23 protein-coding genes and 3 pseudogenes are annotated in these 25,629 nt (G+C 63.5%); 16 read left to right on the forward strand and 10 right to left on the reverse strand.

The genetic code is table 11. The features are described from left to right. Positions 1–71: 71 nt before the first annotated feature. From KX816_09775 to KX816_09810, 8 genes and pseudogenes are all read left to right on the forward strand, one after another. Entirely contained in the window at positions 72–542 is a 471-nt protein-coding gene (locus KX816_09775; GenBank protein QXQ08223.1) for a hypothetical protein, read from the forward strand. A 30-nt stretch (positions 543–572) separates the two neighbouring features. Further along, positions 573–2,015 carry a D-alanyl-D-alanine carboxypeptidase/D-alanyl-D-alanine-endopeptidase gene (dacB, locus tag KX816_09780; protein QXQ08224.1) on the forward strand — a complete coding sequence of 481 codons (1,443 nt, stop codon included), beginning with the start codon at positions 573–575 and terminating at the stop codon, positions 2,013–2,015. A gap of 151 nt (positions 2,016–2,166) precedes the next feature. After that, positions 2,167–3,378: a beta-lactamase family protein gene (locus KX816_09785; protein QXQ08225.1), complete on the forward strand. Its 1,212-nt coding sequence runs from the start codon at positions 2,167–2,169 to the stop codon at positions 3,376–3,378. Between the two features lie 135 nt (positions 3,379–3,513). Next, positions 3,514–3,803: pseudogene (locus KX816_09790) on the forward strand (integrase core domain-containing protein). A 221-nt stretch (positions 3,804–4,024) separates the two neighbouring features. Then, entirely contained in the window at positions 4,025–5,137 is a 1,113-nt protein-coding gene (locus KX816_09795; protein QXQ08226.1) for a hypothetical protein, read from the forward strand. Continuing rightward, entirely contained in the window at positions 5,134–6,147 is a 1,014-nt protein-coding gene (locus KX816_09800) for a phosphotransferase family protein (GenBank protein ID QXQ08227.1), read from the forward strand. Before KX816_09795 ends, KX816_09800 begins: the two co-directional genes overlap by 4 nt. Next, entirely contained in the window at positions 6,144–6,530 is a 387-nt protein-coding gene (locus tag KX816_09805; protein QXQ08228.1) for a hypothetical protein, read from the forward strand. The genes KX816_09800 and KX816_09805 overlap by 4 nt, the downstream gene beginning before the upstream one ends. A 138-nt stretch (positions 6,531–6,668) precedes the next feature. Then, positions 6,669–7,958, forward strand: coding sequence for a cytochrome P450 (locus KX816_09810; GenBank protein ID QXQ08496.1), 1,290 nt, complete (start codon positions 6,669–6,671; stop codon positions 7,956–7,958). Positions 7,959–8,392: 434 nt separating this feature from the next. Here KX816_09810 and KX816_09815 read toward each other — a convergent pair whose 3' ends face one another. The 6 genes from KX816_09815 to KX816_09840 form a co-directional block, all read right to left on the reverse strand. Next, entirely contained in the window at positions 8,393–8,629 is a 237-nt protein-coding gene (locus tag KX816_09815; protein QXQ08229.1) for a DUF3253 domain-containing protein, read from the reverse strand. A gap of 205 nt (positions 8,630–8,834) precedes the next feature. Beyond that, entirely contained in the window at positions 8,835–9,071 is a 237-nt protein-coding gene (locus KX816_09820) for a glutathione S-transferase C-terminal domain-containing protein (GenBank protein QXQ08497.1), read from the reverse strand. After that, positions 9,047–9,364: a glutathione S-transferase family protein gene (locus KX816_09825; protein ID QXQ08230.1), complete on the reverse strand. Its 318-nt coding sequence runs from the start codon at positions 9,362–9,364 to the stop codon at positions 9,047–9,049. Before KX816_09825 ends, KX816_09820 begins: the two co-directional genes overlap by 25 nt. 344 nt (positions 9,365–9,708) lie before the next feature. Further along, entirely contained in the window at positions 9,709–11,163 is a 1,455-nt protein-coding gene (locus KX816_09830) for a peptidase S41 (GenBank protein ID QXQ08498.1), read from the reverse strand. 59 nt (positions 11,164–11,222) lie between these two features. Beyond that, entirely contained in the window at positions 11,223–12,329 is a 1,107-nt protein-coding gene (locus KX816_09835) for an AraC family transcriptional regulator (protein QXQ08231.1), read from the reverse strand. A 637-nt stretch (positions 12,330–12,966) separates the two neighbouring features. Beyond that, entirely contained in the window at positions 12,967–15,144 is a 2,178-nt protein-coding gene (locus KX816_09840) for a penicillin acylase family protein (GenBank protein QXQ08232.1), read from the reverse strand. 49 nt (positions 15,145–15,193) lie between these two features. Here KX816_09840 and KX816_09845 point away from each other — a divergent pair, with 49 nt between their 5' ends. Next, positions 15,194–16,447 carry an amidohydrolase family protein gene (locus KX816_09845; GenBank protein QXQ08233.1) on the forward strand — a complete coding sequence of 418 codons (1,254 nt, stop codon included), beginning with the start codon at positions 15,194–15,196 and terminating at the stop codon, positions 16,445–16,447. Positions 16,448–16,615: 168 nt separating this feature from the next. Here KX816_09845 and KX816_09850 read toward each other — a convergent pair whose 3' ends face one another. Beyond that, on the reverse strand, positions 16,616–17,299 hold the full coding sequence (locus tag KX816_09850) for a PEPxxWA-CTERM sorting domain-containing protein (protein ID QXQ08234.1): 684 nt from the start codon (positions 17,297–17,299) through the stop codon (positions 16,616–16,618). 236 nt (positions 17,300–17,535) lie between these two features. On the opposite strand from KX816_09850, the gene KX816_09855 reads away from it, so the two are divergent. The 7 genes and pseudogenes from KX816_09855 (at position 17,536) to KX816_09885 (ending at position 22,216) form a co-directional block, all read left to right on the forward strand. Next, positions 17,536–17,784, forward strand: a complete 249-nt coding sequence (locus KX816_09855) for a glutaredoxin (protein QXQ08235.1) — start codon at positions 17,536–17,538, stop codon at positions 17,782–17,784. A gap of 7 nt (positions 17,785–17,791) precedes the next feature. Then, positions 17,792–18,296 (forward strand): annotated as a pseudogene (locus KX816_09860) (DUF427 domain-containing protein). Between the two features lie 43 nt (positions 18,297–18,339). Then, positions 18,340–19,393, forward strand: a pseudogene (locus tag KX816_09865) (MBL fold metallo-hydrolase). A gap of 239 nt (positions 19,394–19,632) precedes the next feature. Next, the gene (locus KX816_09870; protein ID QXQ08236.1) at positions 19,633–20,646 is read left to right on the forward strand and encodes a hypothetical protein; all 1,014 of its coding nucleotides are present in this window, start codon (positions 19,633–19,635) and stop codon (positions 20,644–20,646) included. Positions 20,647–20,972: 326 nt separating this feature from the next. Continuing rightward, the gene (locus KX816_09875; GenBank protein QXQ08237.1) at positions 20,973–21,167 is read left to right on the forward strand and encodes a ribbon-helix-helix domain-containing protein; all 195 of its coding nucleotides are present in this window, start codon (positions 20,973–20,975) and stop codon (positions 21,165–21,167) included. 22 nt (positions 21,168–21,189) lie between these two features. Then, the gene (locus tag KX816_09880; GenBank protein QXQ08238.1) at positions 21,190–21,699 is read left to right on the forward strand and encodes a hypothetical protein; all 510 of its coding nucleotides are present in this window, start codon (positions 21,190–21,192) and stop codon (positions 21,697–21,699) included. A 58-nt stretch (positions 21,700–21,757) separates the two neighbouring features. Next, complete coding sequence (locus KX816_09885; protein QXQ08239.1) at positions 21,758–22,216, forward strand: hypothetical protein; 459 nt, start codon at positions 21,758–21,760, stop codon at positions 22,214–22,216. A gap of 548 nt (positions 22,217–22,764) precedes the next feature. On the opposite strand, the gene KX816_09890 is transcribed toward KX816_09885, so the two are convergent. The 3 genes from KX816_09890 to KX816_09900 form a co-directional block, all read right to left on the reverse strand. After that, a complete protein-coding gene (locus KX816_09890) occupies positions 22,765–24,405 on the reverse strand; it encodes an IS66 family transposase (protein ID QXQ08240.1) in 1,641 nt (546 codons plus the stop codon). A 70-nt stretch (positions 24,406–24,475) separates the two neighbouring features. Then, the gene (gene tnpB, locus KX816_09895; GenBank protein QXQ08241.1) at positions 24,476–24,823 is read right to left on the reverse strand and encodes an IS66 family insertion sequence element accessory protein TnpB; all 348 of its coding nucleotides are present in this window, start codon (positions 24,821–24,823) and stop codon (positions 24,476–24,478) included. Beyond that, positions 24,820–25,173, reverse strand: coding sequence for a transposase (locus tag KX816_09900; protein ID QXQ08242.1), 354 nt, complete (start codon positions 25,171–25,173; stop codon positions 24,820–24,822). The genes tnpB and KX816_09900 overlap by 4 nt, the downstream gene beginning before the upstream one ends. Positions 25,174–25,629 lie beyond the last annotated feature (456 nt).

Genomic DNA, 25,629 nt, shown 5'->3' on the forward strand with positions numbered 1-25,629 from the left:
TACGGCGTGTGGCAACTGCCTGAGCAGCATAGCCTGTTACCGACGTTCACGCGTTCAACCGGGGGTCATCAATGCGAAGCCTGAAGCTCCTGCTGGTACTGGCTTTTGTCGATGCGTCGCCGGCTTTGGCTGATACGTTGCATCTTGTCTGCCGGGGCAGCGGCGTCGCCAGCGACAGCGACTATGTCCGTACCGAAACGCGCAACCACAACGGCAGGACCAGAGACTCCCGCACCTTAGTCGACACGTCGAAGAGCTTCAGCGGCGAATTGAAGATCGAGATTACCGAAGGCGCCGGGCGCGCCTTCCTGCCGCGCGTGTTCCTGCCGGCCCTAAGCCATGGCAAGGATGGCTGGTTCGACCTCAAGAACTTAAACGAGAGCGACAATCTCATTACCGCCAAGATCGCCGTCGGCATCATGTCCAAACCCGATCTGCGGATCGACAGGCTGACCGGATCGATTACCGTCAACGGCAGCATGGGGAACTTTGCCGGCCATTGCCGAAAATATGATCCGACTTCGTCGAAGCGCGCTTTTTAAGTGGCGCGACCCCGTGTTCCAGCTTGGCGGATGCATCTGGCCGCCCTCATTGTTGCGTTTGCGCTACCGGCTGCGCCGGCCGCAGGGTTGCCGTTGCAGACGGACATCGAGGCAATGCTGGCCAAAGGGCCGGCGGGTACACGCTATGGGCTCGTCGTCTCCACGTTGGATGGCACGGAACTGCTGGCGATCGCTCCCGACGAGCGCTTCATCCCCGCCTCCAACACCAAGATGTTCACGACCGCCACCGCCTATGCCGACCTGGTTGCCCTGCAGCAGGCAGCGATGGGAACCGGGGTGCGGCTGGCCCTGGAGCACAATCCGCCCGATGTCGTCCTCTACGGCCGCGGTGACGCATCGCTGTCCAGCCGGCCGGGGTGCACCACCAACTGCCTGCAGACGCTCGCCGATGCGGTCGCTGCAAAAACGCGACAGGTCGGCGACGTCATCGGGGACGATAGCTGGTTCCCAACCGAGCCCTGGGGCCAGGGGATGAGCTGGAACAATATCCAGTCCCGCTACGGCACCGGGATTTCTGCCCTGACGCTCGACGACAATGAAATGGCGATGATGGTCACACCCGGCTCATTCGGTGCGACGCCCGGGATCGCGGCGTCTGCCTATTACAGGATCGACAACCGCATCGTCACGGTGGCAGGCGCGTCGAACACCATCACAGCGGAACGCGCGCCCAACAACAACCTTGTCAGACTTGCCGGCACCATCGGGGCTCAGTCCAAGGCTGTCACCTTGTATTTCAGCATCGATGACCCGGCTTATTATGCCGCCTGGCGGATGCGCGATCTGCTGCGCGATCGCGGCGTCCGTGTGACCGGCGATGTCGGCACAGGGCATCGGCTACTGGGCCCATCCGATGATCCCGCCGTTCGCAGCGGGGCACCGCCGGCGCGACCACCGCTGCCAGACATGCTGATGGAGCTGCCGGCTCCGTCGCTGGCGGCCGACATGTCGGTCACAAACAAGCAGAGCCAAAACCTCCATGCCGAATTACTGCTGCGCCGCATCGCACGGCAAGCGGGTAGTGGCTCGGTCGCCGACGGCCGGGCGGCGGTGCGGAAAATGATGGCGCAAGCTGGCATCGCTGCCGAGAGCTACACCCTTGCCGACGGTTCCGGCATGTCGTCTTACAACCGTATCACGCCGCGCACGGCTGCCAGCCTGCTTGTATGGATCGCCCGGCAGCCCTGGGGTGAGGCTTGGCGTAAGACGCTGCCAATCGCCGGCGAGGATGGGACGCTGCGCGGCCGCTTCAAGGGCACCATCCTGAACAGCAAGCTGTTCGCCAAGACCGGTTCGCTGAACGCGGCGCGGGCGTTGTCAGGCTATCTCACTAGCAAAAGCGGGCGCATTCTGATCTTTTCAGCGCTCGCCAACGACATGCCCGACGGCACCGATGGCCAAGCCAGCGCCGCCGTCGACGAGGCGCTCGTCGCCGTCGCGGAGGCGTTTTAAGCCCGACGCTGTCGGTCGCGTTGAAGCCGTCAATTCTTGCGTTCATGATTTCCCATGGGAACCATAGCCATCCGATCGCTTGTCCTGCCTCCTTGCATAAGAGCGGCTGGTTGCTACCACAGATGACAATAAACCATCGAGAGGATCGCCTGTGAGAGCCTTCGCCGTTGTGGTTTGTGCACTGCTTGCATTCTCGGCACCCGCGCTGGCCCAGCCCGATCCGAAGGAGCAGGTCGAGGCGGCGCTTGCGCACTGGCTCGCCGAGCGCGGTCCGATCGAGAAAGCGACCGGGATATCCGCTTACGTCAGCTTCGGGGACGACGGACCGGTGGTCCAAGCGTTCGCGGGGAAGGTGGGCCGCGATCCGGGTGATGCGCCGATCACCGATACCACGCTGTTCCAGATGGGCAGCACGACCAAGTCGTTCACCGCGGCGGTGATACTGAAGCTCGAGGCCGCAGGCAGGCTGTCGCTCGACGATACGGTGGGCAAGTGGCTCCCCGAATACCCGGCGTGGAAGAACGCCACGATCCGCAGCCTGCTCAACATGACCAGCGGCATCCCGAACTATTCGGAGACGCAGGCGATGTCGCGGATCTGGATCGAACAGCCCAACCGCACGCTGAGCGCCGAGGACCTCGTCGGGCTAGCTTATCCTGCCCCGACCAACAATCTTCCGGCACCGGTCGGCTACGGCTACTCGAACACCGGCTATGTCCTGGCGAGCATGATCGCCACACGCGCGGCCAAGACGCCGTTTCGCGATCTCGTACACAAGCTGGTGATCGAGCGGCATGGGCTGGGGGCGACGTATTACGAGGAGGGGCCTTATCCGACCTCGGTGATGGCCCGGCTCGCGCACGGCTACTTCGCCAACCCGGCTTGCACCGACTTCCAGCCCGGTTGCAAGGTCAGCTGGAACCAGCGGCTGGTCAGCCGCGACGTGCGCACGCTGAACCTCAGCTGGGCGCAGGCCGCGGGCGGCGCGATCGCCACCGCCAGCAACGTCGACCGCTGGACCCGCGCGGTCTTCCAAGGGAAGGTGGTGCCGCCCAAGCAGCAGAAGGAATGGATGGAGCTGGTCTCGACGAAGACCGGCAAGCCGATCGGCCACGTCACGCCCGCCGATCCGGGCGGCTTCGCGCTCGGGCTCGGCCAAGCGCTGCACGGCTCTCCGCCCGCGCATTGGTTCTACGAAGGTATGACGCTTGGCTACCGTACGCTCTACGTGTGGTATGCCGAGGAGAACATCCTGATCACCGTCCAGACGAACTCGCAGCCGCCCGAAGGCGAGGACCGCATCGGCGCGGTGGTCGAGACGATCCATGACATCGTTTCGAAGGCGCGGCCTGTGGCGAAGTGATCGCATGGGTCCTTGGATAAACGCCTTCACGCCACCTTCACACGATCCTATTAGCAACACGCAGGCGTTGGTGGTGGACCCCCCGACGGCGGGGCGGTGCGTCTACAACTGTGCTCGACCTCAGGCTGCGACCAGGCCCACGTCCGCGGTGCGCCGTGTCATCCCCAGACCAGGCCGAGATCGAGCGCTGGCACCAGACCCTCAAGAACCGCACCTTGCGAAAACTACGTCCTTCCAGGCGACTTCGAAGGGCAGATCGACGTGTTCGTCGCGCACTACAACCACCACCGGTACCAAGAGAGCATCGACAACGTGACGCCAGCAGACCCTACTTCGGCCGCCGCCCCGCCATCACTGCCGAACGCGCCCGCATCAAGCCAAACACCATAGGTCGTCGGCGCTTGCTTCACCGCAAGCTTGCTGCCCAAAGCGCAGCCCTAGACGAGACCAGTACTACGCAAATCTCAGCTCGCAATTGTCCGAAATATTCTGACGACGCACACCGACTAGGGTTCGATCGGGGCTCGGCTGGCAGGCCCCCGAACCGCTTCTCCTGTTACTGTCATTGTTGACATGTTGCCTTGCCCGGGTCCAACCGCATGCACAGGCGGTGGCGCAAGACCACCCGTCGAGGGAGCAGTCGGCGATGGTTTTGACCAGGGGCGATGACTATCCGATCCACCAGACCGCGGACCCGATCGCCTATGCCGGCACTGACCGGAATTTCTACGATCGTTATTATTTCAACGGCTACGCGCCTGCCGTCGGCGTCGACGGCTTTTTTGCCGTCGCGTTCGGAGTTTACCCGCATATCAATGTGATGGATGCGAGCTTTTGCTGGTTGAAGAATGGCCGACAGGTCAATCTTCACACCAGTCGCGGGCTTGGTATGGAGCGAATGGACACCCAGGTTGGCCCGATCGTGATCGAGGTCGTCGAGCCGCTTAAGACGCTCAAGATCAGCGTCGACTCCCCCGAAGATAAACTGCGTGCCGAACTCGTTTTCACCGGCCGGGCCTTCCCGCTGGAGGAGCCCCGATTCACGCGGCGCAACGGGCCGCGCGTGCTGATGGACGTGACGCGGTTAACGCAAAATGGCCGCTACGAGGGCTGGGTTGAGGTCGATGGTGAGCATACCGACGTGACCGGCTGGCTTGGCACGCGCGACCGGTCTTGGGGCGTTCGCCCGATCGGTGCCCCGGATGCGCAACCCCCGAGCCCGGCGATCAACCCACAGTTTTTCTGGCTGTGGAGCCCGTGTGCGATGGAGGGTGGCGACCTGTATTTCCACACCAACGATGATGACCATGGTCGCTTCTGGAACCGCCGGGCTGCCTGGCGCCCGGAAGGCGGCGGCATCGCCGACGAACATCATTACGATGACGCTGCATTTACGGTCGAGTGGCAGCCCGGCACACGCTATGCCAAAACCGCAGCACTGACACTGACCGACGAGCACGGCGATACGACGGTGGAGTTCGATATCGGGCACAGATTTATGATGATCGGGCTGGGGTACGGTCATCCGCGTTGGGGGCACGGCGTCAGTCACGGCGAACAATTGAGCGTCGAGCGCGAGGACTTTGCCGTCAACGAACTCAATCCGATGTTGCCACACCATCTGCATATTCAAGCCTCGGTCGGCGTGACGATGACCGCTCCCGACGGCACGGTGCGCCGCGGCAAGGGGGTGCTCGAACAGCTTGCGATCGGTGCCCATGCACCGTCGGGCTTCACCGGTCTGCTTGATCCGGCATGACTGGGACACCGCTCGAGGCGGAGCAGGTCTCGGCCTATCTGTCGCGCATCTGGGGAGTGCCCGTAGCGGTCGCTGCGCTCGCCCGCATTCCGGGCGGCGCGAGCCGTGAAACCTATCGCTTCGATGCGACTGCCGACGGAGCCTTTCACCGGCTGATCCTGCGGCGCGACCCTGGCGGCGGCCTGATCGATACCGAGACCGAGACGGAGTTCTGCGCATACCAGAGTGCCTGGGGGGTCGTGCCGGTCCCTCGCGCGGTGGCACTTGAGCGTGACGGCGCTGAACTCGAACGACCGTTCTTCATCATGGAGCGGATCGAGGGCGGGGAAGTCGCGTCCCCTTTTGCGCAAGCACCGTTCGGGGAGCATGGCGAGGCCTTGGGTGGCGTGTTTTTCGCCGCGTTGGGAGGGCTTGCAGCGTTTGATCCCACCGGCACGCCGATCGCGGCGCACCTGCCGGCGCCCGCACCCGAAGCGGCGTGGCAAGTAGCGCTCGATTATTGGGAAAATGTGCTCGACGAAGACGAGCAGCGCCCGATGCCCGTCGTGCGCGCCGCAATCCGGCGACTGCGCGCTTGCCCACCGCCACCGGCCCAGAAAATTGCGATTGTCCACGGCGACTATCGCTCGGGTAATGTCATGCATGACGGGCACGGTGGCATGCTCGCGATATTCGACTGGGAAATGGCGCACCTCGGCGATCCGCTCGAGGATCTTGGCTGGGCACTCAATCCAATCTGGGATCACTTCGAAGCCGGCAAGGTTTGCGGCATGACCGACCGCGCAAACGCGCTCACGTCGTGGGAACGTACCAGCGGACTGACCGTCGATCCGCAAGCGATGCGCTGGTGGTCGCTGTTCAATTCAGTGAAGGGGCGCGCCATCTGGACTTCGGCGTTCAAGGCATTCGTCGAAGGCGGTCACACCGATCCGGTGCTTGGCGTGTCGGGCTGGTACACTGCGGTGCGCCAGGACGCGATCATCGCGGCACAGCTGGAGCCGTTCTCATGAGCGATTTGAAAGCCATTCTGACCGGGGCAGGACTTGTCGGCATGGGCGCAGGTGAAGCGGCTGCCGAGCATGATGCCTTTGCCGGTTCGACGCTGCTGGTCGCCGGATTGCTAGCGATACTTGGCGCCCAGGAGGCAGAGAAAGCAGCGGCTTGGCGCGTTGCCGATATCCGCGCGATGCAGGAACTGCTTGGTGACAGCGCGCCTGAGGTCGGCACCGGGTTGATGATCGGAGAACTCGACGCGGCGTGGGCAACGCTTTCCGCAGCGCTGATCCTGCACCATGCTCGCATTGAGACCGATGGCGATCGCGTCTCAGACGCCAATATCCTGAGCTTCTACCGCGACAGCTGCGCGCGACGGGAGTTAGTCTGGCCCATCTAGACGCGTCGGGAAAGCCGCCGGCACCAATATCCCATATCGCCACGTCCGGCGCCGGCATGGCGCGAGAAGCGATCGGGCGACGGTCGAAATCGTCAACCTGAGGAAGTCACAATGGCCACCGCCTTCGCCGATCCCGTGATGCCCTTCCCGGGTTTCGATCGCCTGAGCGACGACAATATTCTGGTCAACCCGGCGGCGACCGCCGACGACAGCGTCCACGAGATCTATACGCGACTGCGTAATGAGGACCCCGTCCACTGGTGCGAACCGACCGGGTATCGCCCGTTCTGGGCCATCACCCGCCATGCCGACATCACGACTGTCAGCAAGGCCAACAGCCGGTTCATCAACTCGAAGCGCACTTATCTCGCTCCCGCCGACGTCGAAAAATGGACACTGGACACGGTCGGCGACACGCATCTGCTGCGCACCCTGGTCGATCTCGATGACCCCCAGCACATGAAATTGCGCCGGCTGACCCATGACTGGTTCCTGCCGGCCAATCTTCGCAAGCTTGAACCGATGATCACCGCGGTCGCGCGGGACCATGTCGACCGCATGGCAGCGCTGGGTGGTGCCTGCGATTTCGTGAACGAGGTTGCGCTGTTTTATCCACTGCGGGTTATCATGCGGATCCTCGGCGTACCTGAGTCTGACGAAGCAGTGATGCTGCGGATGACGCAGGAAATGTTTGGAGCGCAGGACCCCGACGTGGTGGCGCGTTCGAAACTGCTGACCCAGGGTGCCGGCGGCATCGTGAATACCCAGGTCGACCTGTTCCAGCTGGTGCAGGAGTATTTCGCCTATTTCGGCGCCATCACCGCCGATCGCCGCGCAAATCCACGCGACGACCTGTCGACGATCATCGCCAACGGCATGATCGACGGCGCGCCGATCGGTGAACTTGAGGCGATGAGTTATTACATCATCATCGCTACTGCCGGCCATGATACCACGAGTTCCACCGCTGCCGGCGGCTTTGAACAGCTCATTCGCAATCCTGCCGAGACGGCCAAGCTGCAGGCCGACCCGTCGTTGCTGGGCTGCGCCGTCGAGGAGATGATCCGCTGGGTGACGCCGGTGAAGCATTTCATGCGCACGGCAACCGAGGACACCGAGTTCGGCGGCAAGACCATCCGCGCCGGCGATGGCCTGTGCCTGTTTTACGCATCCGGTAACCGCGACGAGCGCGCTTTTGCCGATCCCTTCCAGTTCAAGGCCGACCGCAGCCCCAACCAGCAGGTCGCCTTTGGCAACGGCGTCCACATGTGCCTCGGTCTGCACTTGGCGCGGCTGGAGCTCCGGCTTCTGTTCGCCGAGCTTTTACCGCGCCTCATATCGGTAACTCTGGCCGGCGAACCCTTAAACTCAATCGCCAATTTCGTGTCGGGTCGTAAGACGCTGCCGATCCGCTACGAAATGCGCTGAGGCAGGCGACACGCTCACTAGCGCGAGACCAAACCCGCGCGGACGGATGGCCCGAGGTCCTGCGCTTTCTAGCTGCTGGCGGGGCTCTGTCGACGAGCTGTGATCCCGCTTGCGCCCTGCTTTGTCTGATGAGGGCGCAATTACGTTTGTGTCCCATACGGATGCAACATCGTCCGGTTCGGTCGAGACGCTACCTGAAAGCAGCCGGACTGTTAGCGCCACTCCGTGCCATTCAGCCGGCACATTGGAGCGCCCGAAACTAGCCGTAGGACCGAGATGAACAGGCGTTCGGTTCAGAGAAACGACATAGCACTTCCGAACGTCGGCAACAGGGTCGTAATCACCTGCGACATCGTCGCGGTTAGGTACGCTTCTTCCCTGCCGTCACCGCGCGATAGCGCAGTGACGACGGATGCCGGATTGGTGGCCTGGCTTCAATCATCGCCGAGACGGCCGATCCTGTACGGTCCTGATCGCGTTGACAGAGGTCGTCCCTTCCAACTCAGCCGTACCAGCCCGTCGCGGACCAGCCCGTCGATCGCGGCGTGCACCACTGGCATCGCGTCGTGCCAGTCCAGCGCGATAGCGCGCGCCACCTCGCTCGGGCAGATCGTCGCGTCCGGTCTGCGGCGCGCGAGCAGAGACAGCGTCGCGGCCCTTGGATCGGTCATTCGAATTACGTCAGCCCCGCACATCACCCAGTCAAGCCGCGGAAGCAGCTAGCTGCCTTATTTAGTTGGTTCGTGTGACGCGATTTGACTGAAGGGGCTTGGCGGCCGCGTAGGACCAACATGAATGAGCGTCCGCTTGCACCGATCGCAAAGGCGATTTGACCGGCCGAATGTGGGTCTTCGTCGCCGCAGGACTGCTGGTTCGCTATCGGCCCGTTCTTCCGTCCGAACGCCTTATGGCGCGCTGGTAGGCGTCGCGCGCCGTGGCTTGGTAGAGGTAGGCCTGTTCAGCGTCGCCGAGGGTGATGCCACAGCTCCTTTGACCGAGACTCAGGGCGTAGGTTACTGAGATGTCGGCAGCGGTGAATGCATCGCCGGCGAGATAGAGTGAGCTGGCAAGCCGTTGGCTAACCAGCTTCAGCCGCTTCTTGAACGATTGCAGACACCAAGCCGCACCCCAGCTTTCCTCTCGGTCTCGGGCGCGGGGAAACGGCTGACGACGACGGGCATCATGAGGGTCGCCAGGCCGGCTTCACCCAAGTGCAGAAACTGCCGGTCGGCGGCGAAGCTCGGATCGTGCGGCGGTGGTGCCAGCGGCGTCGGCCCATAGCGCCGCATCAGATGCTCCATGATGGCGATCGACTCGACCATGACGACGTCGCCGTCCTCGATTGCTGGGATGTAGTCTGCAGGATTAACCGCCAGAAACGCGGGGTCCTGCTCGACGGCCAGCATGTCAACCTGCCGCACGCGGTAGGGAGACCCATCTCCTCCAGCACCCAGATGACCCGGATCGATCGCGAAGCCCGTCCGCCCCAAACGGTTATCACGCGCTGGGCCCTTCCGGGTTTGATTTAGGATCGAGTGTAGCGAAGCTTTTTGCTGTTGGCCGGTCAGACATACGAAGCTCAGCTTCAGGGAGGTCCGCTTGTCGCCCACAGCCGACGTTCAGGGCGTGCGGGCTTTCCCTAGAAAGCAGTCAGACCCACATTAACAAGTGTCGGCTTCAGAGCGCCTGCAGGGGGCCTTTCGACGTCTACTTGTGGGTCGTCCGCTGTTCGGTTTTCACTTGGATAAATTCATCGCCTCTCGATCCATTCGATGGCGCTCTGCAAGGCAGGGTCGCGGCCGGCGGCACTGTCGGCAATAGTCGGCTTGACCAACACATCCGGGAGCACGCCTCGGTCGGGTTGCGGGGTCTGGGCGAAATTGCCGATGATCGGGATATCGAACTCCAGCCCGCTGCCCGGCAGCCGCACGAAGAAATAGCCGTTGCCGTTGATGCCGCGTAAATTGCCGCCGCTCGGCTCGCCGAACAACCGGACCAGCCGCGACTCCTGCGCCCGGCGGGCGAACGAGAAGGTGGCGGAGCTGCAGATCGGTCCGATCAGCGCGGCAACGGGAAGGCCCAGGCCGGGGCCGACAGCGGGGATCGTGTCACTGTCTTCCCTACCGAGTTCGTAGAAACCGTTGCCGACGTCCGCGGCTGTCTCGCCGATCGTGCGGAAGCTCTCGTCCCAGGTATCGAGGTAGCGATCGAGAGCCTTCGATGTCCGGCGGTAACGGACCAACTGGCGGTACCCCTGGAAGGCGATGTCCTTGCCGGAGAGCCGAGCGAGGATGGCGTTCCCGCACTCGTTGCCGCCCTCGTTCTCGCGCAGGTCGATAACCAGGCCCGCAGCGCCTCCGAGCGAGTTCAAGCGTTCCGCCAGCCACGGCTCCCAAGCCCATTTGCTGTTGTACATGACCCAGCTTGGCATCGTCAGCACGGCAATCTTGCCGCGCATCTCCCAAGTCCAGAAGGGTTCCGAGGTACCGTCGGTCTCGAGGGTATGGCGGGTCGAGCGTCGCTGCTCCGGTGTTAGCGCGGCGACGGTGACGTTAGCTTTGCGTCCTGAGGTGGTGCCGTATCCGATGTGGAACATGCCGCCCTGCGGTGGATGCAGCAGCGACTGAAAAATGTCGAACGTCTCGAACTTGTCGCTGTTCTGCATCGCCATTTGCGCGACACGCTTGGCGTCGTTGCTGCCGTCGGCCCGTGCGTAGCCAACCAGCTTCTTCAGCAGATGCACGGGCGCCTCGCCGTCGATCGAGCGAATCTCGGTGCCGGGCTGCAGGCCGAGGCCGCTGCGATCCGCGCGAGCGACCATGCGACCGTCGATCCATTCGAACTCGAACGGCATCCGGGTGGGACGTTCGAACAGCGCCTGCACCACCGCCTTCTTCTGGTTGTACGGATTGCACTGGGTGTGCCCGCAGCGGATCGTCGCGGTGAAGGCAGAGAGCAGGAGGAACTGCTCGTCGAGCGTCGTCGCGGCAGCATAGTCGCGCTTGAGTTTCCGCACGCGCGCGTCCGCCTCGCGCGGGGTCTGGTAGCGATAGAGACCGGGATGGAGCGCCAGCGCGTCCCGGACGATATCGATATCGTCCGCCAGTTCGCCAGCGGACGGAGCGGCCCGCAGCCCACTGTACGGCGTGAGCATCGCGGCGGTGCCGCCCGCCAGTAGGCGGCGTCGTGTGAGGATCGTGTTCATGAGGGCGGTTGCTGACACGACCGGACCGTCCAATCGCCTCAAATTCGGCAAACCCGCGACTATTTCGGTTTTGAGCCGTGTGTTTGCCGATAGGCGGACGGGCTGCAGCCGAAGGCCGCACGAAAGGCCCGGTTGAAACTCGCCTTCGAGCTGAACCCGCAATCCAGCGCGAGGTCGAGCAGGTCGTCGTCGGTGCCGGCGCGAAGGCGGGCGGCGACTTCCTCGGAGCGAAGCCGGTTGATGAACGCCGCGAAGTTCTGGCCCAGGCCCTCGTTGAAGGCGCGCGAGATGTAGGCGCTGTTGGTGCCCAGTGTCCGCGCCAGGCTCGAGACGCTGAGCTCCGGGTCGGCATAAAGGCGCTCGCGGCGAACGCGCTCGGCCCACGCGTCCGCGCGCGTCTTCCAGCTGGGGGACGGAGGCAATGATGGCTCTGCATCCACCATCTGGGGAAACGGCAAGGCAGCATGCCGCCAGCCTTCGATCGCGATGAACAGCGCAATCGCCGCGATCCCGACATACAAGCCCATCAGGCCGCCATATCCTAGTGGCCGGACAAGATCGGTCACGCCATAGGCCGCCCATACCGCCAGCAGGACGAACAAGGCTGCGACCGCGCGGCTGAGCCAGGCCAGCGCGAACCGGTGGTCGTCGCTGCGCTGCCGGGGCAGCCAGGCGTCGTAGCGCCGGATCAACGACCGGCTTGCCGCGCCGTAGATCACCAGCCCCGCTACGACGCCTATGCCGGTGATGGCGTCGTAAGCGATCGACGATCGGTCGAGCCATTCGTTCTTGAACGGCTGCCGCAGCGAGACGAACGCCCCGCCGAGGTACGCAAACTGGACGCCGGCGGGCATGACATGGCGCCATCCAGCGACGGGCCACCGGCCATGTATCAAGGCATGGTTATAAAGGTAGGCGAGTGGCGCGATCGCCAGTGAAATGGCGAACGGCGCAAAGCTGAGCCAGCGCCACTTATCGTAAAATCCGGCAAAGCCGATCATCCAGGGCGTGATCATGCCGGCAAGAATGACGAGTAAGGCCGCCAGCGTGCGATTGGCTGGCCGGTTTCTAGTCTGCCGAGCTAACGCCGTGGCGAGCAGTACAAGCTGAATGGTGACGACTGCCAACAGCGCTGTCCGCCAACCGAAGACAAGCAAATTCTCCATGGCGGACGACTAGCATGACGATCGCTTACGGACGCAAGTATCATTGGTCGCCGAGCTGACGGCCACGCTCTGGCTGCTGCTGATTAACGAACGTCTGGAACTGGAAGCGGAAAACGACTGGTGGATGACTGCATTTGGGTCGTCGCAGTCGCGAAGCTGCCGGTTCGCAAACGCTCCAAACTCGGACGCTCAGGTTGGCGATCTGGGCCCTCGAAAGCCGCTATTCGTTGAGCGCGATCATTCCCGTTTTTCCATCTCCGAGCGGCAATTTCGGGAAAGAGCTACTGGGAACAGATTTCGGGAAAGCGGATGTCTTGGACGGCTGTCAGCGCGACCGACGAGGCAACGGTCTCGCTAAGGGTTCGTTTTCGGGAAAGCTGGTCACGCGGCCGACCGAGCGCCATCGTCTAGGTGTCGGCGCGCAGCCAGCATGAATGTATGACCGAAGTTGGGAAGCTGGGAACGGGACGCGGATGTCCGGCTATGGGGCTTGCCAACTTGAGTGCCATCCAACATGAAACTTGCTTGTCACTCTAGTCGGTCTCGAAGCACCCTGTGAATGGGGATTCATCTCGGACCACGATGCGGTGACAGCCTCATCCTACGCCAATTTGCCGCGATCCGCGATCACTCAGGATCATTCGCCGGGATGATAGCGGCGCTCGATATGGCCGTTCAGCTCGTCCGGCCAGAAATAGACCGGGCGCAGGTTGCCGGTGGCGTAGCGTTCGGCCTGGTCCGCGAAATCGCGCGAGGTCGGGTCGCCACTCTCGCCCCCAGCGGTGACCGCCCAGGCTCTTACCCTGTCGCCGAACTCGACGATCGCGACGAAGCTGTTGCCGCTGGAGCCATAGTAGTTCTTCGTGCTCGCGTACGGCCGCGCGCCGAACGAGGCGAGCGAGCCCCATTGCGCTGACGTGAAGCCGACGGGGATGCTTGGACGAGCATCGTCGAAATGCGGCTCGATGCTGTCGTCAAGGCGCTGGAAGCGGTTGATCCGGCCCCATGGCACCTGCCAGCCGCCGAAGTCGCGAGTCAGCCGGTCCGCCGCCCGCTGCAGCGCCGCGAGCTTGGCGTCGGGTGACACGCGGGTCAGGATGTAGTCGGGGACGTTGATGCGCTCCTGCTTGGCGAACGCACCGACCTCGCTCCACAGCGTGTCGCCCCAGAATACCGCCAGCGAGGTCGCGGCGCTGTCCGTCGCCCATCGGTCATCCCAGCTGCGTAGCAGCGCCACGGGTCCGGCCAGCGACGCGCGGCGCCGATCGGTCGCGGGCAGCGCGTCGAACGCGGCGATCAGGGGCGGGAGCAGGCGCGCGAAGCCCGGCAGGTAGCTGTCGTAGGCCGCGAGGCGAAGGCCCTCGGGAGTGAAATCGTGCTTGCCGGTCAGCAGCAGTGTCGCGTGGCGGCCTCGGTCGTTCTCACCTGCCTCGTCCATGTATTTCGGGAAAGCCGCGCGCTTCGGACTGTCCGGACCGGCCGCGCCCCACGGCTCGTTGTTGGAGTTAAAGGCCCAGCCGACCGGCGGGCGGATCGCGTTGGGCAGGGTGGCGACGTCGTGCAGGCCCTTCCAATCGGTCGCCGGATCGGCACCGTCGACGGGATGCGTGTAATCGAAACGGTCGGGCCGAACCGGCACGAACTGGGGATGGAGGTAGGCAATCTCGCCCTTGCGGTCAGCGAACAGCGTGGCGTTAGAGCTGTTGGCCTGCAGCGCGGCGACCTTCATGTACGAGGCGAGATCGGTCTGCTTGGTGCGCAGGAAGCTCTGCTCCAGCGCCGGGATCGGGCGCCACATCAGCGCCGCCGCGATCCATTTGCCGCCCTCGACGCGCACGACGGGGCCGTGATGCGTGCGGTAGGTGATGAAGGTCCGCGTCGCCATGGTGCCACCGGGAGTGCGGTAGCCGATGGTGACCGGTACGGCGACGACCGGGCGCAGCGCCTTGCCGTAGCGGTAGGAGCGCTTGCCGCCCGCTGTGACGATGGTCTCGGCGAATTCATCCACGTTATCCACGCCTGACGAGGTGTGCATCCAACCGGTCTGCGTGTTCCAACCCTGGTAGATGAAGAATTGCCCCCAGGTCGTCGCACCATAAGCGTTGAGGCCCTCGCCGCTGGTCATCTGCAGCTCGGAGCGGAAGTAGAAGCTGGTGTGCGGATTGATCAGCAGCAGTGCGTGGCCGTTCGCGGTGTTCACGGGCGCAATGGCGATGCCGTTCGAGCCCCGCGGCTCCTGCGGGCGCGCGCCGGTTTCTTCGGCGGATGCGGTCACCGGCGTCGCGCCGTAGAAGCTTTGCAGGCCGGACAGCGAGATTCGCTCGATGTCGCCGCCGATGCTGCCCTCCGTGAAGCTCAGCGCCATCCAGGGCTCGAAGCGGGTCAGGACTTTGGGATGCACCGCTGGATGCGTCGCGAGGTAGAAGTTCAGGCCGTCCGCCCAGGCATCCATCAACTTGCGCAGCCACGTGGGGCTCGCAGCGTACTGACGCTGCAGCTCGGGCGGATTGACGTACAGGCGCTGGCGCAGGTCCGCCCAGATCGCGCCCTCGCCCTCAGCCTCGGCAGTGCGGCCGAGCGCGGTCAGGTAGTTCGCCTCGATCCGGCTGAAGTCGTCCTCCGCCTGCGCGTAGATCGCCCCGAACACGACCTCGGCATCGGTGGCGGCTGCGACGTGCGCGATGCCCCAGTCGTCGCGGGTGATAGACACCGCTGCTGCCTGCCGTGCCAGGTCCGGCGGCGGCGCGGCGTGAGCAGCGGTAGCGGCCGTGCCGAGCAAGAGGCATTCCGCGACACGCCGGGCCAGTCTATTCATGGCCGCGACGATATCCGCCGCCCAGCGCGCTCGCAAGGAATCACCCGGTATGAAGTGGACCGCGCTCGCTGCCGCGCTGCTGATCACAGCCTCCCCCGCCACGGCGACGACGATCCTGTTGCGCCCGGCGCAGGTTTTCGACGGCGTCAACGCAACGCCGCATTTGGGCTGGCAGGTGCTGGTCGCCAATGACCGTATCGTCAGTGTCGGACCAAACCTTACCGCGCTTCCCGGGACCCGCATCATCGACCTGCCAGGTGCCACCCTGATGCCGGGCATGATCGAGGGGCACAGCCACCTGTTTCTCCATCCTTACAACGAGACACCGTGGGACGATCAGGTGCTGCACGAGGCACTCGCGCTGCGGACGGCGCGCGCGGTGGTGCAGGCGCGTGCGACGCTGATAGCGGGCTTCACCAGCGAGCGCGACCTCGGCACCGAGGGCGCGGGCTATGCCGATGTGGGCCTCAAGCAGGCTATCGACCTGGGAATCGTGCCCGGCCCCAGGCTGACCGTCGCGACCCGCGCCATCGTGGCGCGCGGCGCCTACGGACCGAAGGGTTACGAGCCCGGTGTCGCGGTGCCTCAGGGCGCGCAGGAGGTTAGCGGCGTCGACGAGATCGTCCGCGCCGTTCGCGACCAGATCGCCGGGGGTGCCGGGCTGATCAAGCTTTACGCCGACTATCACTACCAGGGCAGCGACGGCAGCCGGCCGACGCTGTCCCTGGCCGAGATGAGCGCCGCGGTCGCCGCAGCGCACGACGCCGGGCGGCTGGTCGCCGCGCATAGCGTCACCGAGGAGGGGATGCGCCGCGCCATCGCTGCCGGGGTCGACACGATCGAACACGGCTACGGCGGCACGGTCGCGATCTTCAAGGCGATGCACGATCACGGCATTGCGCTGTGCCCGACACTGGCGGCGTCCGACGCGGTGGCGCGCTATCGCGGCTGGAATGGCGAGGAGCCTGCACCGCCGGGTGTCCTGCTCAACCGCCGCTCGTTCCAGATGGCGCGCGCCGCCAGCGTGCCGATCTGCATGGGCGGCGACGTCGGTGTCTTCGCGCACGGCACGAACGCGCGCGAGATGGAGCTTATGCAGGCGGCGGGCATGCCCGCCGCGGCGGTGCTCGTCGCCGCGACCTCCGGCAACGCGCACATTTTCGGGCTTGAGAGCTCAATTGGCAGTATCAAGCCGGGTCTGGTCGCAGACCTTGTCGCCGTCGATGGCGATCCGACGCGCGCTATTGCAGCGGTTCGCAACGTCAAGCTGGTCATGAAGGGCGGATCGGTCATTGACCGCTAAGCCTTGGCAAGGCGGCTCTGTTCACTGAAAGCGCGCGCCGCTAAATTCGCGTGGTCAGCTGGGGAGGGAAAAGTCACATGAACGAACGACGGAAGTTGGGAAGCTAAGATGCGACCGTGAACGTCTGGATCTGGGTCAAAAGGTCATCAGCGCTTCAGACCGATCGGCTCAGGCTGCCTGCCCCATAAGGGGTTCGCCAGCAGTCGCCGGCATTGAGAAATAATGTCGGCGACGCAGACTGCTACCAGCTAGTCCAAAGCCCACGATGAACATTGTCCACAGCGTAGGCTCGGGAACGCCGGGTGTTGCGAAATCCTCATCATACATGGTGTCGGAAAATGCCGAGACCTGATACGCGAATGGCTCATCAGCAGCACCGACGCTGTTGAACACGAGCCGAAGCGCGCCGCCAGCAGGAACCAAGATGTCGAAGAAACTGGGATCGCCGGGGAAATAGTTTCCGGAGGATCCTTCGTCACCAAGATACCCCGCCTCGGGTGTGGCCGGATCGTAGGTTCGGCTGTACGCGGATGCGAAGATTACGGCGTCGGGGTCGTCGATCGTAATTTCATAGTAGACGTCTTGCGACGCATAGACCGCATCGACAGTACGGAATTCGTAGGTGACGCCGGGGTTCGTAATTCCAGGAAAAGGCGTCATTGTCGACCAGTCGCTAGGCGGCCTCGCCCGGGTCAGCCGTCCCTGCTGTGTCGCGTCCGAACCCGTCAGCGATATCGTGGTGTAAGGCAGCACTTCGGTGGCCCCTGCAGGTCCGACCGACAAGATCGCTGCGATGGCAGCACTCAACACCGCTGAACGATTCACTATCAAATCGCTGATTTTGAACGACAATAGACAACAGATTTAGAATGGCAACGGTCGGACGACTTCGCTGGGTCATCCTTTGATGGTCTTTGGATAGGCCCGCATTGGGGATCGCGATTGCCTCCCGCCTCCACCTCGCAAATCTGTACCAGGTGGCAGAGGCACCCGTAGCTCGTACTGATTACGTTTACAGTCGAGGTCCGGAACGCCCGGCCACGTGACGCGCTGTAGGCGGCTGGCGGGAAGCCCCAAGGAGATCCAGCATGACAGAAGACAATCGGGCGACGCTCTACCGAATGATCCTGCCCGACCACACCTGCCCATTCGGCGTCCGGGCGAAGGAGCTGCTCGAGGAGCGCGGGTTCGAGATCGACGACCGAATCCTGCGCTCGCGGCCGGAAGTCGATGCGTTCGAGGCAAAGCACGGGGTCGACACAACGCCGCAGGTTTTCATCGGCGATGAGCGTATTGGCGGCAGCGACGCTCTCGAGCGCTATCTCGAGACCGCCTGAACGATCGATGTTGGGGGTGGCCGATACCTTCCCCGAGGTTGCCGGTCCTGATCGCGAGAGCGTCTGGGCCTATCCCCGCCCCGCGATCGCCGAGCCGACGTCGCGGCATCTTCCGATCCGGCAGCGGGGTGTGGTCGTGGCGGACACCCATGCTGCCGTCCGGACGCTCGAGACAGCCATCCGCTCAGCTATTACATCCCGCCCGCCGATATCGTGATGACCGCGCTGCGCCGTTCGACGCGCCGCTCGTGCGCGAATGGAAGGGCGACGCGGTTTAGTACGATCTCCAGATCGACGGCGAACGGCTTGCCGATGTCGCCTTGAGCTATCCGGACTCGACACTGCCGTTCGCGATGATCCGTGACCACATCGCCTTCTATGCCGCGCCGCTCGAAGGCTGCTTCGTCGAGGGCGAGCGCGTCGTGCCGCAGCCGGGCGGCGTGTATGGCCGCTGGATCGCGTCCGATCTCGCCGGACCGTTGAAGGGAGTTCCGGGCAGCCGCTTTTGGTGAGTGTGCGCTCTACACGGTCGCGCCGGCCGCAGATGGGGTCGTGATGGCGACAAACCCATACTACCGAGGCCCTGTCACCGATCACTTCGACGGCACCCGCTTCTTTAATCCTAGACAGCCACCACCGACCGAACGCTGCGCGAGCTGCGCGGTTCGGTCCGCGGGGCGAGCAATGGCCGGTGTTGGTGCCGGTTACCCAGGCTAAGCCGGAGCATTGTATCGAGGCTCTCCGCATCACCATGGTCGGGCATGCAACGCTGCTGATCCAGGCGGCGGGCGTCAACCTGCTGACCGATCCAGTGTGGTCCTCGCGAGTCAGTCCGCACAGCTGGCTGGGTCCGCAGCAGGTCACGGAGCCGGGCATCGCCTTCGAAAATCTGCCGCCGATCGATGCGGTCCTGCTCAGCCACAACCACTATAGCCACATGGACCTCGCGACGCTGGCCCGACTCCACGCGGTGCACGCGCCACTAATGGTCATGCCCCTCGGCAACGACACGATCGTCCGCCGTGCTGTGCCGGGGGCACGGATCGCGATCGGCGACTGGCATGACCGGATGCTACTTGCCGGCGGCGTGGCGACGACGCTGACCCTGGCGACGCACTAGTTGGCGCGCGGTATGCGCTACCGCCGGATGGCATTGTGGGCCGGCTTCTACGTCGAGACACCCCCCGGCAGCGTCTGGTTCGGCAGCGACACCGGCTACGGCGACGGTGCGATCTTCCGTGATCTGCACGCGCGACACGGGCCCCCCGACGTCGCGTTGCTTCCCATCGGGACTTATGGTCCCCGCTGGTTCATGGCCCCGCAGCACACCGATCCGGCCGAAGCGGCCCAGATCATGCAGCACGTCGGTGCCCGGCACGCGCTCGGCATTCACTGGGGGACATTCCCGTTGAGCGAAGAGCCGCGCGAGGAACCGCCGGCCCTGTTGGCAACGGCGCTGGTTGCAGCGGGGTTGCCGGGCCGACGCTTCGTCGCGGCCCGGCCAGGCGAGGTATTTCATTATGCACTCGATACCGGACCGGACGTCGGTCAGCATGCGATGCCCCAGTTGCGCGGATCGCTGCCCCAAATCTGCCCCGAGTGGGCATGACATCGGCTGACACGGCCTGCTACTTCATGACGGCTTCATACCGCAAAAATATAGCAAAACCAACGTGGCGTGGCTCCGCCTGACACCCCCTGAGAGGGCAATTTGGCGGAGAGGGTGGGATTTTCCCGCAAAATTCTCAACCGCCTGAAACCAGAGACTTAAATTGCTGCTGCTACACCGAGGGGACTGCTGTTGTGTAACAGCGCTCTCGGGGAGCGACGAGGCGTTGTCAACATTCTGTGTCTTCCAACCAGCTCGTCGAGAAACCGGCGGCTGTCGGCGGCGTGGACTCTGCGCCGAATATCCGCAACAAATTGGCGCGGGTAAGTTTACGGCGGTGTCCTCGTCCAATGCGCAGAGGCTATCGGTACTTCGTTCTTGCGGCTTTCGGATGGCTGAGCCTCGGTGCTTCACCAAAGGAACAGACGCCCAAACCCCATCAGCCCCAAGCCGCCAAACAGGCTCAGAAGCCCGTCAAGCCTAGTCCTGCTCCAGCCGTCAAGGCCGTCGAAACCCCTAAATACCAGCCCCCGTGCCGCGAGCCACGAGACAAGGACCGCTGCGACCTTGAGGCTCAATGGGAAAGCGCCGATGCGTCGCGCGACGCCGCAAAGTGGGCCTACTGGCAATTCGTCGCGTCGACAGCGGGCATACTGGGACTCGGCTACAACCTGTATTTGACCCGGAAGGCCGTCCTGCTTGCTGGGGACGCCACGAAGGACGCCGATAATGCTCTCGCGATCGCGGCCAAGAGCGCCGATGCATCGGTTAAGCTGGCAGAGATTTCACAGTCGACTAGTGAGCGCCAACTTAGAGCGTATGTTTATCTTGACAGCGCCGATCTCACCCACGGTGAGATTGTCAAATCCGCTACCGGCGCTGGGCTCAACATATCCATAGTGATGAAGATCAAGAACTATGGCCTTACACCGGCAGTTAATGTCAGGATTAGCGTAGCTTTGGGAGTTGATACGTATCCTGAGCGATCGCTGGCTGTAAAATATGCGGAGGGCACGTCCGAAATTGATGTTCCTCCCCGTCATCACACCTTGAATAATCAGATTTTGAATCTTGCGGACAGGGATGTTGGCGAAATAAGGTCCGGTAGCGAAGCGGTTTACGTCTATCTTAGGGTAGCCTACGTCGATACCTTCGGGAGCGACAGGCTGCTGGAAACTTGTTTGGTCTGTAATAGGGGCGATTTCGATAAAGGCGTGATGCGTCCTTACCCGCAGGGACAGTATGCTGACTAGAATACTGTTAATCACACCCTGCACTCCGAACGATGACATGGGCCATCGCGGGCGGCGGTAAAAGCCTGCACGTTGGTGCGTTTGCTACATAATACAGTAAGTTTGGCCTTTTCCAAAAATGCTGATGCTACCTTTTGAACGAAAGAACTAACGCCAAGGTAGTCCTGGGCTAAATACTATAACAAACACTCAGCTAGCACCAGTAATCGATTGCACTGGTCAACGCAAAATGCACCAATTAACCATGTGTTATTAGGTTGTTGCGCTTCGCAATCAATTGACATATAAGTGTCTGCCTAGTCAGAATAGATGAGATGGTGACATAGATGGTTTTCGGCGTTTCAATCACGGCATCACTGCTGCAGGCGGTGGATACCGAAGTTGTTCGTCGTAATCTGGCCGTGGATGATGGAATGCATTTTAGCCGCAGTGCCTTTGTTCGAGAGGCGCTGTTGTCGCGCTTGCGAGAGCTGCAACGGGTTGCACCGGCCCCGGTTATCGTCATCGACCGCTGGATTTAACAACCCCCCAAGGATTACTTACATGGCCAAGCTATTTGACGACGGACACCGCTTGAAAGGTGACGACGGACCCAATGCCGCAGACCTCCGCCACGCCGATGCTGTCCGGCGCGCCGCAAATGTCGCTGCCGCCGGGAATGCCTTCTCGACGTCGCCCGCGCAAAAGGCTGAGGCACGCGCCGCAGCCAAAGCGAACTCTGGAACCACACACATACTGCTGAGCGATCTGCAGCGCGCCGCGCCCCTTGCTCGCAAAGCTGATGTCATTCCGCTGCACCCGAGCGTTGTAGCGCTAGCGCCGGGCCTGACGCCCAACGCCGAGCGCTTGCTCTCCCTCTTCCTTGAGGTCGAAGCTCAACATCCCAAAGGGGAGCTTCTCGACCTACTGCAGAACGATATCGCGGAGGCACTCAAAATTACTACCATAAAAGCGACGGAAGCGCGGAAAGAGCTGGTAGCCTCCGGCCTTATCGAACGACGTGACAATTTCTCTGGGCATTCCGGCTACGTCACCAAGCTCGGCAAGCGATAGGGCGCGTCGCGTCAGCTCGTCGCCCGTTAGCCCACGACTTACACCGAAAGCGACACCCATGTCCGACCATGACAGTGAAGATCACGACGATGCTACTTCAATGTATTCGCTTGGCGCGGAGGGCGGCATTGGCGGGGCGGGAGGCCCGCTGTTCAATCCGCATGTTGCGCGGCTATTCGCGGTTGCGGATGGCACTGACGCCGTCGCGGCTGATCCCATCGGTGTTGACGACGCTGATGTGCTCGAAGGCTTCATGTTGGATGAGGTGCTAAGATTAATGGCCGATCTGGCGGATTTCATGGTGGCCTCTAACGCAGCCGCTGAGCTTGGTGCGACTAACGTCCATCTGCTGCCCGCCAACCGCCGGGCCTTTCGCGCCACTGAGGCAGAACTGTCGAACGTACTAATCTCCATTGGCGCGGTAGCGGCGACACGACGCCTTCTGATGGCCAGCTCAACGGCAGTGGAAGCCTCATTCGTCGCCGCTGACGTTCGTCCTGACAACATGGCCCTCTAGCAACCCCCGAAGTGCGTCGCGGTTAATCCGCGACAATCTTACCTATCCACCCCCGCAACCTCGCTGAAGCCGCGACAGCAAACCGCGACAATCGAAACAGGCTCCTGAAATGTCGCGTGAATGCTCCATCTGCAGTTCGGAGCGTGTCGCGGCCATCGACGCTGCGCTTGTCGTCGGCGGGTCGTCGCGCTCTGTCGCAAAACAATTTGCTATCAATCATCATGCAGTGAATCGGCATGTCAAGAACCACCTCCCGGCGGCGTTGCGCCGAGCTGCCGAAGCTCATTTAGCAGAGGTGGACGGTATCCTGACAATAAGCCGCTCATGCCGTGTCTTGGATTTAGGCGACCCGCAGGCTGAGCCGCCTGTTCCTGTTGCCGTCGCCATTGTCGCGGCACCACCCATTGCACAAGCCCAGAGTGTGCCGGTGCTGCCAGTCCCGCCAGTCGGTCTGCTAGCTCTGGCACGCGATCTTCGTGACAGGGCCTTAGCAATCCTCAGCACATCCGTACGCATCCGGTGAGGGCCGCAGGGTCGCTGCGACACGCTCAGGCGGCTTGAGCGAGCGGCACGTCTGAGGTGTCGGGTCGCCAGTTCCACGGGAGCAGTTCGGCGAGGCGCTGCTGTGGGAGGTCGGCGATGCGGGCGAGGACATCGGCGAGCCACGCTTGCGGGTCGATATCGTTGAGCTTGGCGGTGACGATGAGCGAGTACATGAACGCAGCGCGCTGTCCGCCGCGGTCGGAGCCGGCGAACAGCCACGACTTCCTGCCGAGGGCGACACCGCGCAAGGCTCGTTCGGCGGCATTGTTGGTCAGGCAGATCCGTCCATCGGCAAGGAACCGGGTGAACGCGGGCCAGTCCTTGAGCATGTAGTTGATCGCCACCGCGACCGGATTATGCCGGGCAAGCGTCGCACGCTGCTGGCGCAGCCAGTGTTCGAGCTCGGTTACGATGGGCGTGACGAGTTCCTGACGCACGGCGAGCCGCCCTTCGGCGGTCTTGCCGCAGATCGCGCGTTCGATGTCGAAGATACGGTCGATCCGCGCCACCGCCTCGAGCGCCAATGGCGAGATCACCGGGGCAATGTCGGGCTTGCGCTTCACCTGGGTGGCGACGTCGGCGAGAACGAAGAACTTGCGCCGTGCGTGTGCCCAGCACAGCGCGCGGGTGACCTGCCCGGCTGAGCGCCCCGGCTTGAACAGCTCGTTGTACCCGGCATAGGCGTCGGCCTGCAGGATGCCGTTATAGTGGGCCAGATGATCACGCGGATGCTCACCGCGCCGGTCGCGCGAGTAGTGGAACAGCGCTGCTGGAGGGGCTGGGCCACCGAATGGCCGGTCATCGCGGATATAGGTCCAGATGCGACCGATGTCGGTCTTGACCTTGGCCAGCACGGGCACCGTGGTATCGTCGCCGTGCAGGCGCTCGGCGGCGAGGACGTGGGCCTCGATCAACCGATGCAGTGGTTTAAGCGCGGCGGTGCAGGCGCCGACCTGGTCGGCCAGCGTCGACAGGCTGAGATCGACACCTTCATGCGCATAACGGTCGCGTTGCCGGTTTAACGGCTGGTGCTGCCCGAACTTCTCGAACAACAGCATCGCCAGCATACTTGCGCCGAACAGCCCCCGCGGGGTGCCGTGGAACGGTGCCGGCGGCTGGCTGACGCGCTCGCAGGCCCGGCAGGCGAAGCGCTCGCGCACCGTCTGGATGACCTTCCACCGGCGCGGGATCACCTCAAGGGTCTCGGTGACATCCTCGCCGAGCTTCGACAGGCGGTCCGAGCCGCAGCCGGCGCAGCAGGTCGGGCTCGGGATCACGACACGCTCGCGCGGCAGGTGCGCGGGCAGCGGTTGCCGCGACGGTAGGGCGCGGACGAACGCGGTGACGGTCGTGGTCTTCGCGGCAGCACGTGCGGCGGCGGCTTCGTCGGCAGCGGCGGTCGCCTCGGCCTCCTCGAACACCAGCTCCATCTGGTCGATCAATCGCCGGCTGCGCTCCGAACGCTGGCCGAACCGGTCGCGCTTGAGCATCGCGATCTGGAGCGCCTGAAGGGCGATGCGGGCCTCAAGGTCGGAGTTGATCGCGCGAGCGTTGGCGGCGTCGGCCCGGGCGACGGCGGCATCGCTTCGTGCCTCGTCAAGCGCCTGTCGGAGCGCAATAATATCGGCGGGAGACAACGCTTCCATCGCCCCACAACCTAGCAAAATCGCGAGGAACCGTGAAGCGTTTTGGCGTCGTCTGGCTTGGGAAAAGACCCTATCCCGCAGCGCTTGGCCGCCATGTATGCTGCGGGTTACGCCAGTCGATGCCCTCCAACATGCACGCCATCTGCGACGCCGAGATCGCGACGACACCGTCGGTCGCGGAAGGCCAGACGAAGCGACCGCGGTCGAGCCGCTTCGCATAAAGCGACGTGCCGAGGCCGTCGTGCCACAGGATCTTCACTAGGCCACCGGTGCGTCCGCGGAAGATGTACAGGTCGCCCGCGTGCGGGTCGCGGCGCAGCCCCTGCTGCACCTGCAGCGCCAGCCCGTGCATGCCTTTACGCATATCGGTGTGACCGGTTGCGAGCCAGATCCGGACGCCACCCGGGACCGGGATCACCGCGCCAGCGACCGCAACACCGCCGTTACCAGCTTTGCCGGCGCGTCCGCCGCGATCCGCACGACCGAGCCACCGATCTCGACCAGCATCGCCGGCGGCGGTGATGATGCTGGCGCGACATCGCGGGGGTCGGCGCTGACAACGACCGGCGCAAAGCCCGCGCCCGCGTGGCCAGCGCCGTACAGGTCGCGACGCCACCGATAGATCTGGCTCGGTCGGACATCCGCGGCCCGCGCCACCTCAGCGACAATCGCGTCGGGCGCAAACGCCGCATCGATCAAGGCCCGCTTCTGCTCGTCGCTCCACTGGCGACGACGCTCGACACCCGAATATACCGTGACCTGGCCCATCGCACCGTCGCTAACACTGGTGCAAACACCGTCGCTTGCACCAGTGCTACGTCACCGCAGCCGTCAAATCACTCAAGGCGGCCCTCACCGGAAGCGTACGCACATCCGAGGCTACCGGTGACAACAAGGTGGCACTGGCGGCCATAAGGGAAGCCCGCGCGACATTAGACACGCTCGCGCGCCTTGAACCTCCAGTGGCTACCGACAACACCTCATCGCTGGCGTCGAGTACGGAATGGGCAATGACCCGCGCGGCAATCCTGGAGGCGCTTCAGCCTTTCCCCGACGCCCGTGTTGCGGTCGCAGCAGCCTTGCTCACAGCTTGCGCCCTATGACGCTCAGTCATGACCTTGCCTGCGCGTTAGACCCGGCCACATTCATGGTGTCGTCCAACTTCGCCCCGGACCCGTGGCAAGCGAAGTTCGTTCGCTCAGCCGCGCGGCGCTCGCTGATATT

The sequence above is a fragment of the Sphingosinicellaceae bacterium genome (genome assembly GCA_019285715.1).
Classification (GTDB): domain Bacteria; phylum Pseudomonadota; class Alphaproteobacteria; order Sphingomonadales; family Sphingomonadaceae; genus Glacieibacterium.

Excerpts from the sequence above, each read along its gene's own strand:
- KX816_09775 (QXQ08223.1), top strand. The coding sequence starts at position 72 with ATGCGAAGCCTGAAGCTCCTGCTGGTACTGGCTTTTGTCGATGCGTCG.
- dacB (QXQ08224.1), top strand. The coding sequence starts at position 573 with ATGCATCTGGCCGCCCTCATTGTTGCGTTTGCGCTACCGGCTGCGCCG.
- KX816_09795 (QXQ08226.1), top strand. The coding sequence starts at position 4,025 with ATGGTTTTGACCAGGGGCGATGACTATCCGATCCACCAGACCGCGGAC.
- KX816_09800 (QXQ08227.1), top strand. The coding sequence starts at position 5,134 with ATGACTGGGACACCGCTCGAGGCGGAGCAGGTCTCGGCCTATCTGTCG.
- KX816_09805 (QXQ08228.1), top strand. The coding sequence starts at position 6,144 with ATGAGCGATTTGAAAGCCATTCTGACCGGGGCAGGACTTGTCGGCATG.
- KX816_09810 (QXQ08496.1), top strand. The coding sequence starts at position 6,669 with ATGCCCTTCCCGGGTTTCGATCGCCTGAGCGACGACAATATTCTGGTC.
- KX816_09815 (QXQ08229.1), bottom strand. The coding sequence starts at position 8,629 with ATGACCGATCCAAGGGCCGCGACGCTGTCTCTGCTCGCGCGCCGCAGA.
- KX816_09825 (QXQ08230.1), bottom strand. The coding sequence starts at position 9,364 with ATGCTGGCCGTCGAGCAGGACCCCGCGTTTCTGGCGGTTAATCCTGCA.
- KX816_09830 (QXQ08498.1), bottom strand. The coding sequence starts at position 11,163 with ATGAACACGATCCTCACACGACGCCGCCTACTGGCGGGCGGCACCGCC.
- KX816_09835 (QXQ08231.1), bottom strand. The coding sequence starts at position 12,329 with ATGGAGAATTTGCTTGTCTTCGGTTGGCGGACAGCGCTGTTGGCAGTC.
- KX816_09840 (QXQ08232.1), bottom strand. The coding sequence starts at position 15,144 with ATGAATAGACTGGCCCGGCGTGTCGCGGAATGCCTCTTGCTCGGCACG.
- KX816_09845 (QXQ08233.1), top strand. The coding sequence starts at position 15,194 with ATGAAGTGGACCGCGCTCGCTGCCGCGCTGCTGATCACAGCCTCCCCC.
- KX816_09855 (QXQ08235.1), top strand. The coding sequence starts at position 17,536 with ATGACAGAAGACAATCGGGCGACGCTCTACCGAATGATCCTGCCCGAC.
- KX816_09875 (QXQ08237.1), top strand. The coding sequence starts at position 20,973 with ATGGTTTTCGGCGTTTCAATCACGGCATCACTGCTGCAGGCGGTGGAT.
- KX816_09880 (QXQ08238.1), top strand. The coding sequence starts at position 21,190 with ATGGCCAAGCTATTTGACGACGGACACCGCTTGAAAGGTGACGACGGA.
- KX816_09885 (QXQ08239.1), top strand. The coding sequence starts at position 21,758 with ATGTCCGACCATGACAGTGAAGATCACGACGATGCTACTTCAATGTAT.
- KX816_09890 (QXQ08240.1), bottom strand. The coding sequence starts at position 24,405 with ATGGAAGCGTTGTCTCCCGCCGATATTATTGCGCTCCGACAGGCGCTT.
- KX816_09900 (QXQ08242.1), bottom strand. The coding sequence starts at position 25,173 with ATGGGCCAGGTCACGGTATATTCGGGTGTCGAGCGTCGTCGCCAGTGG.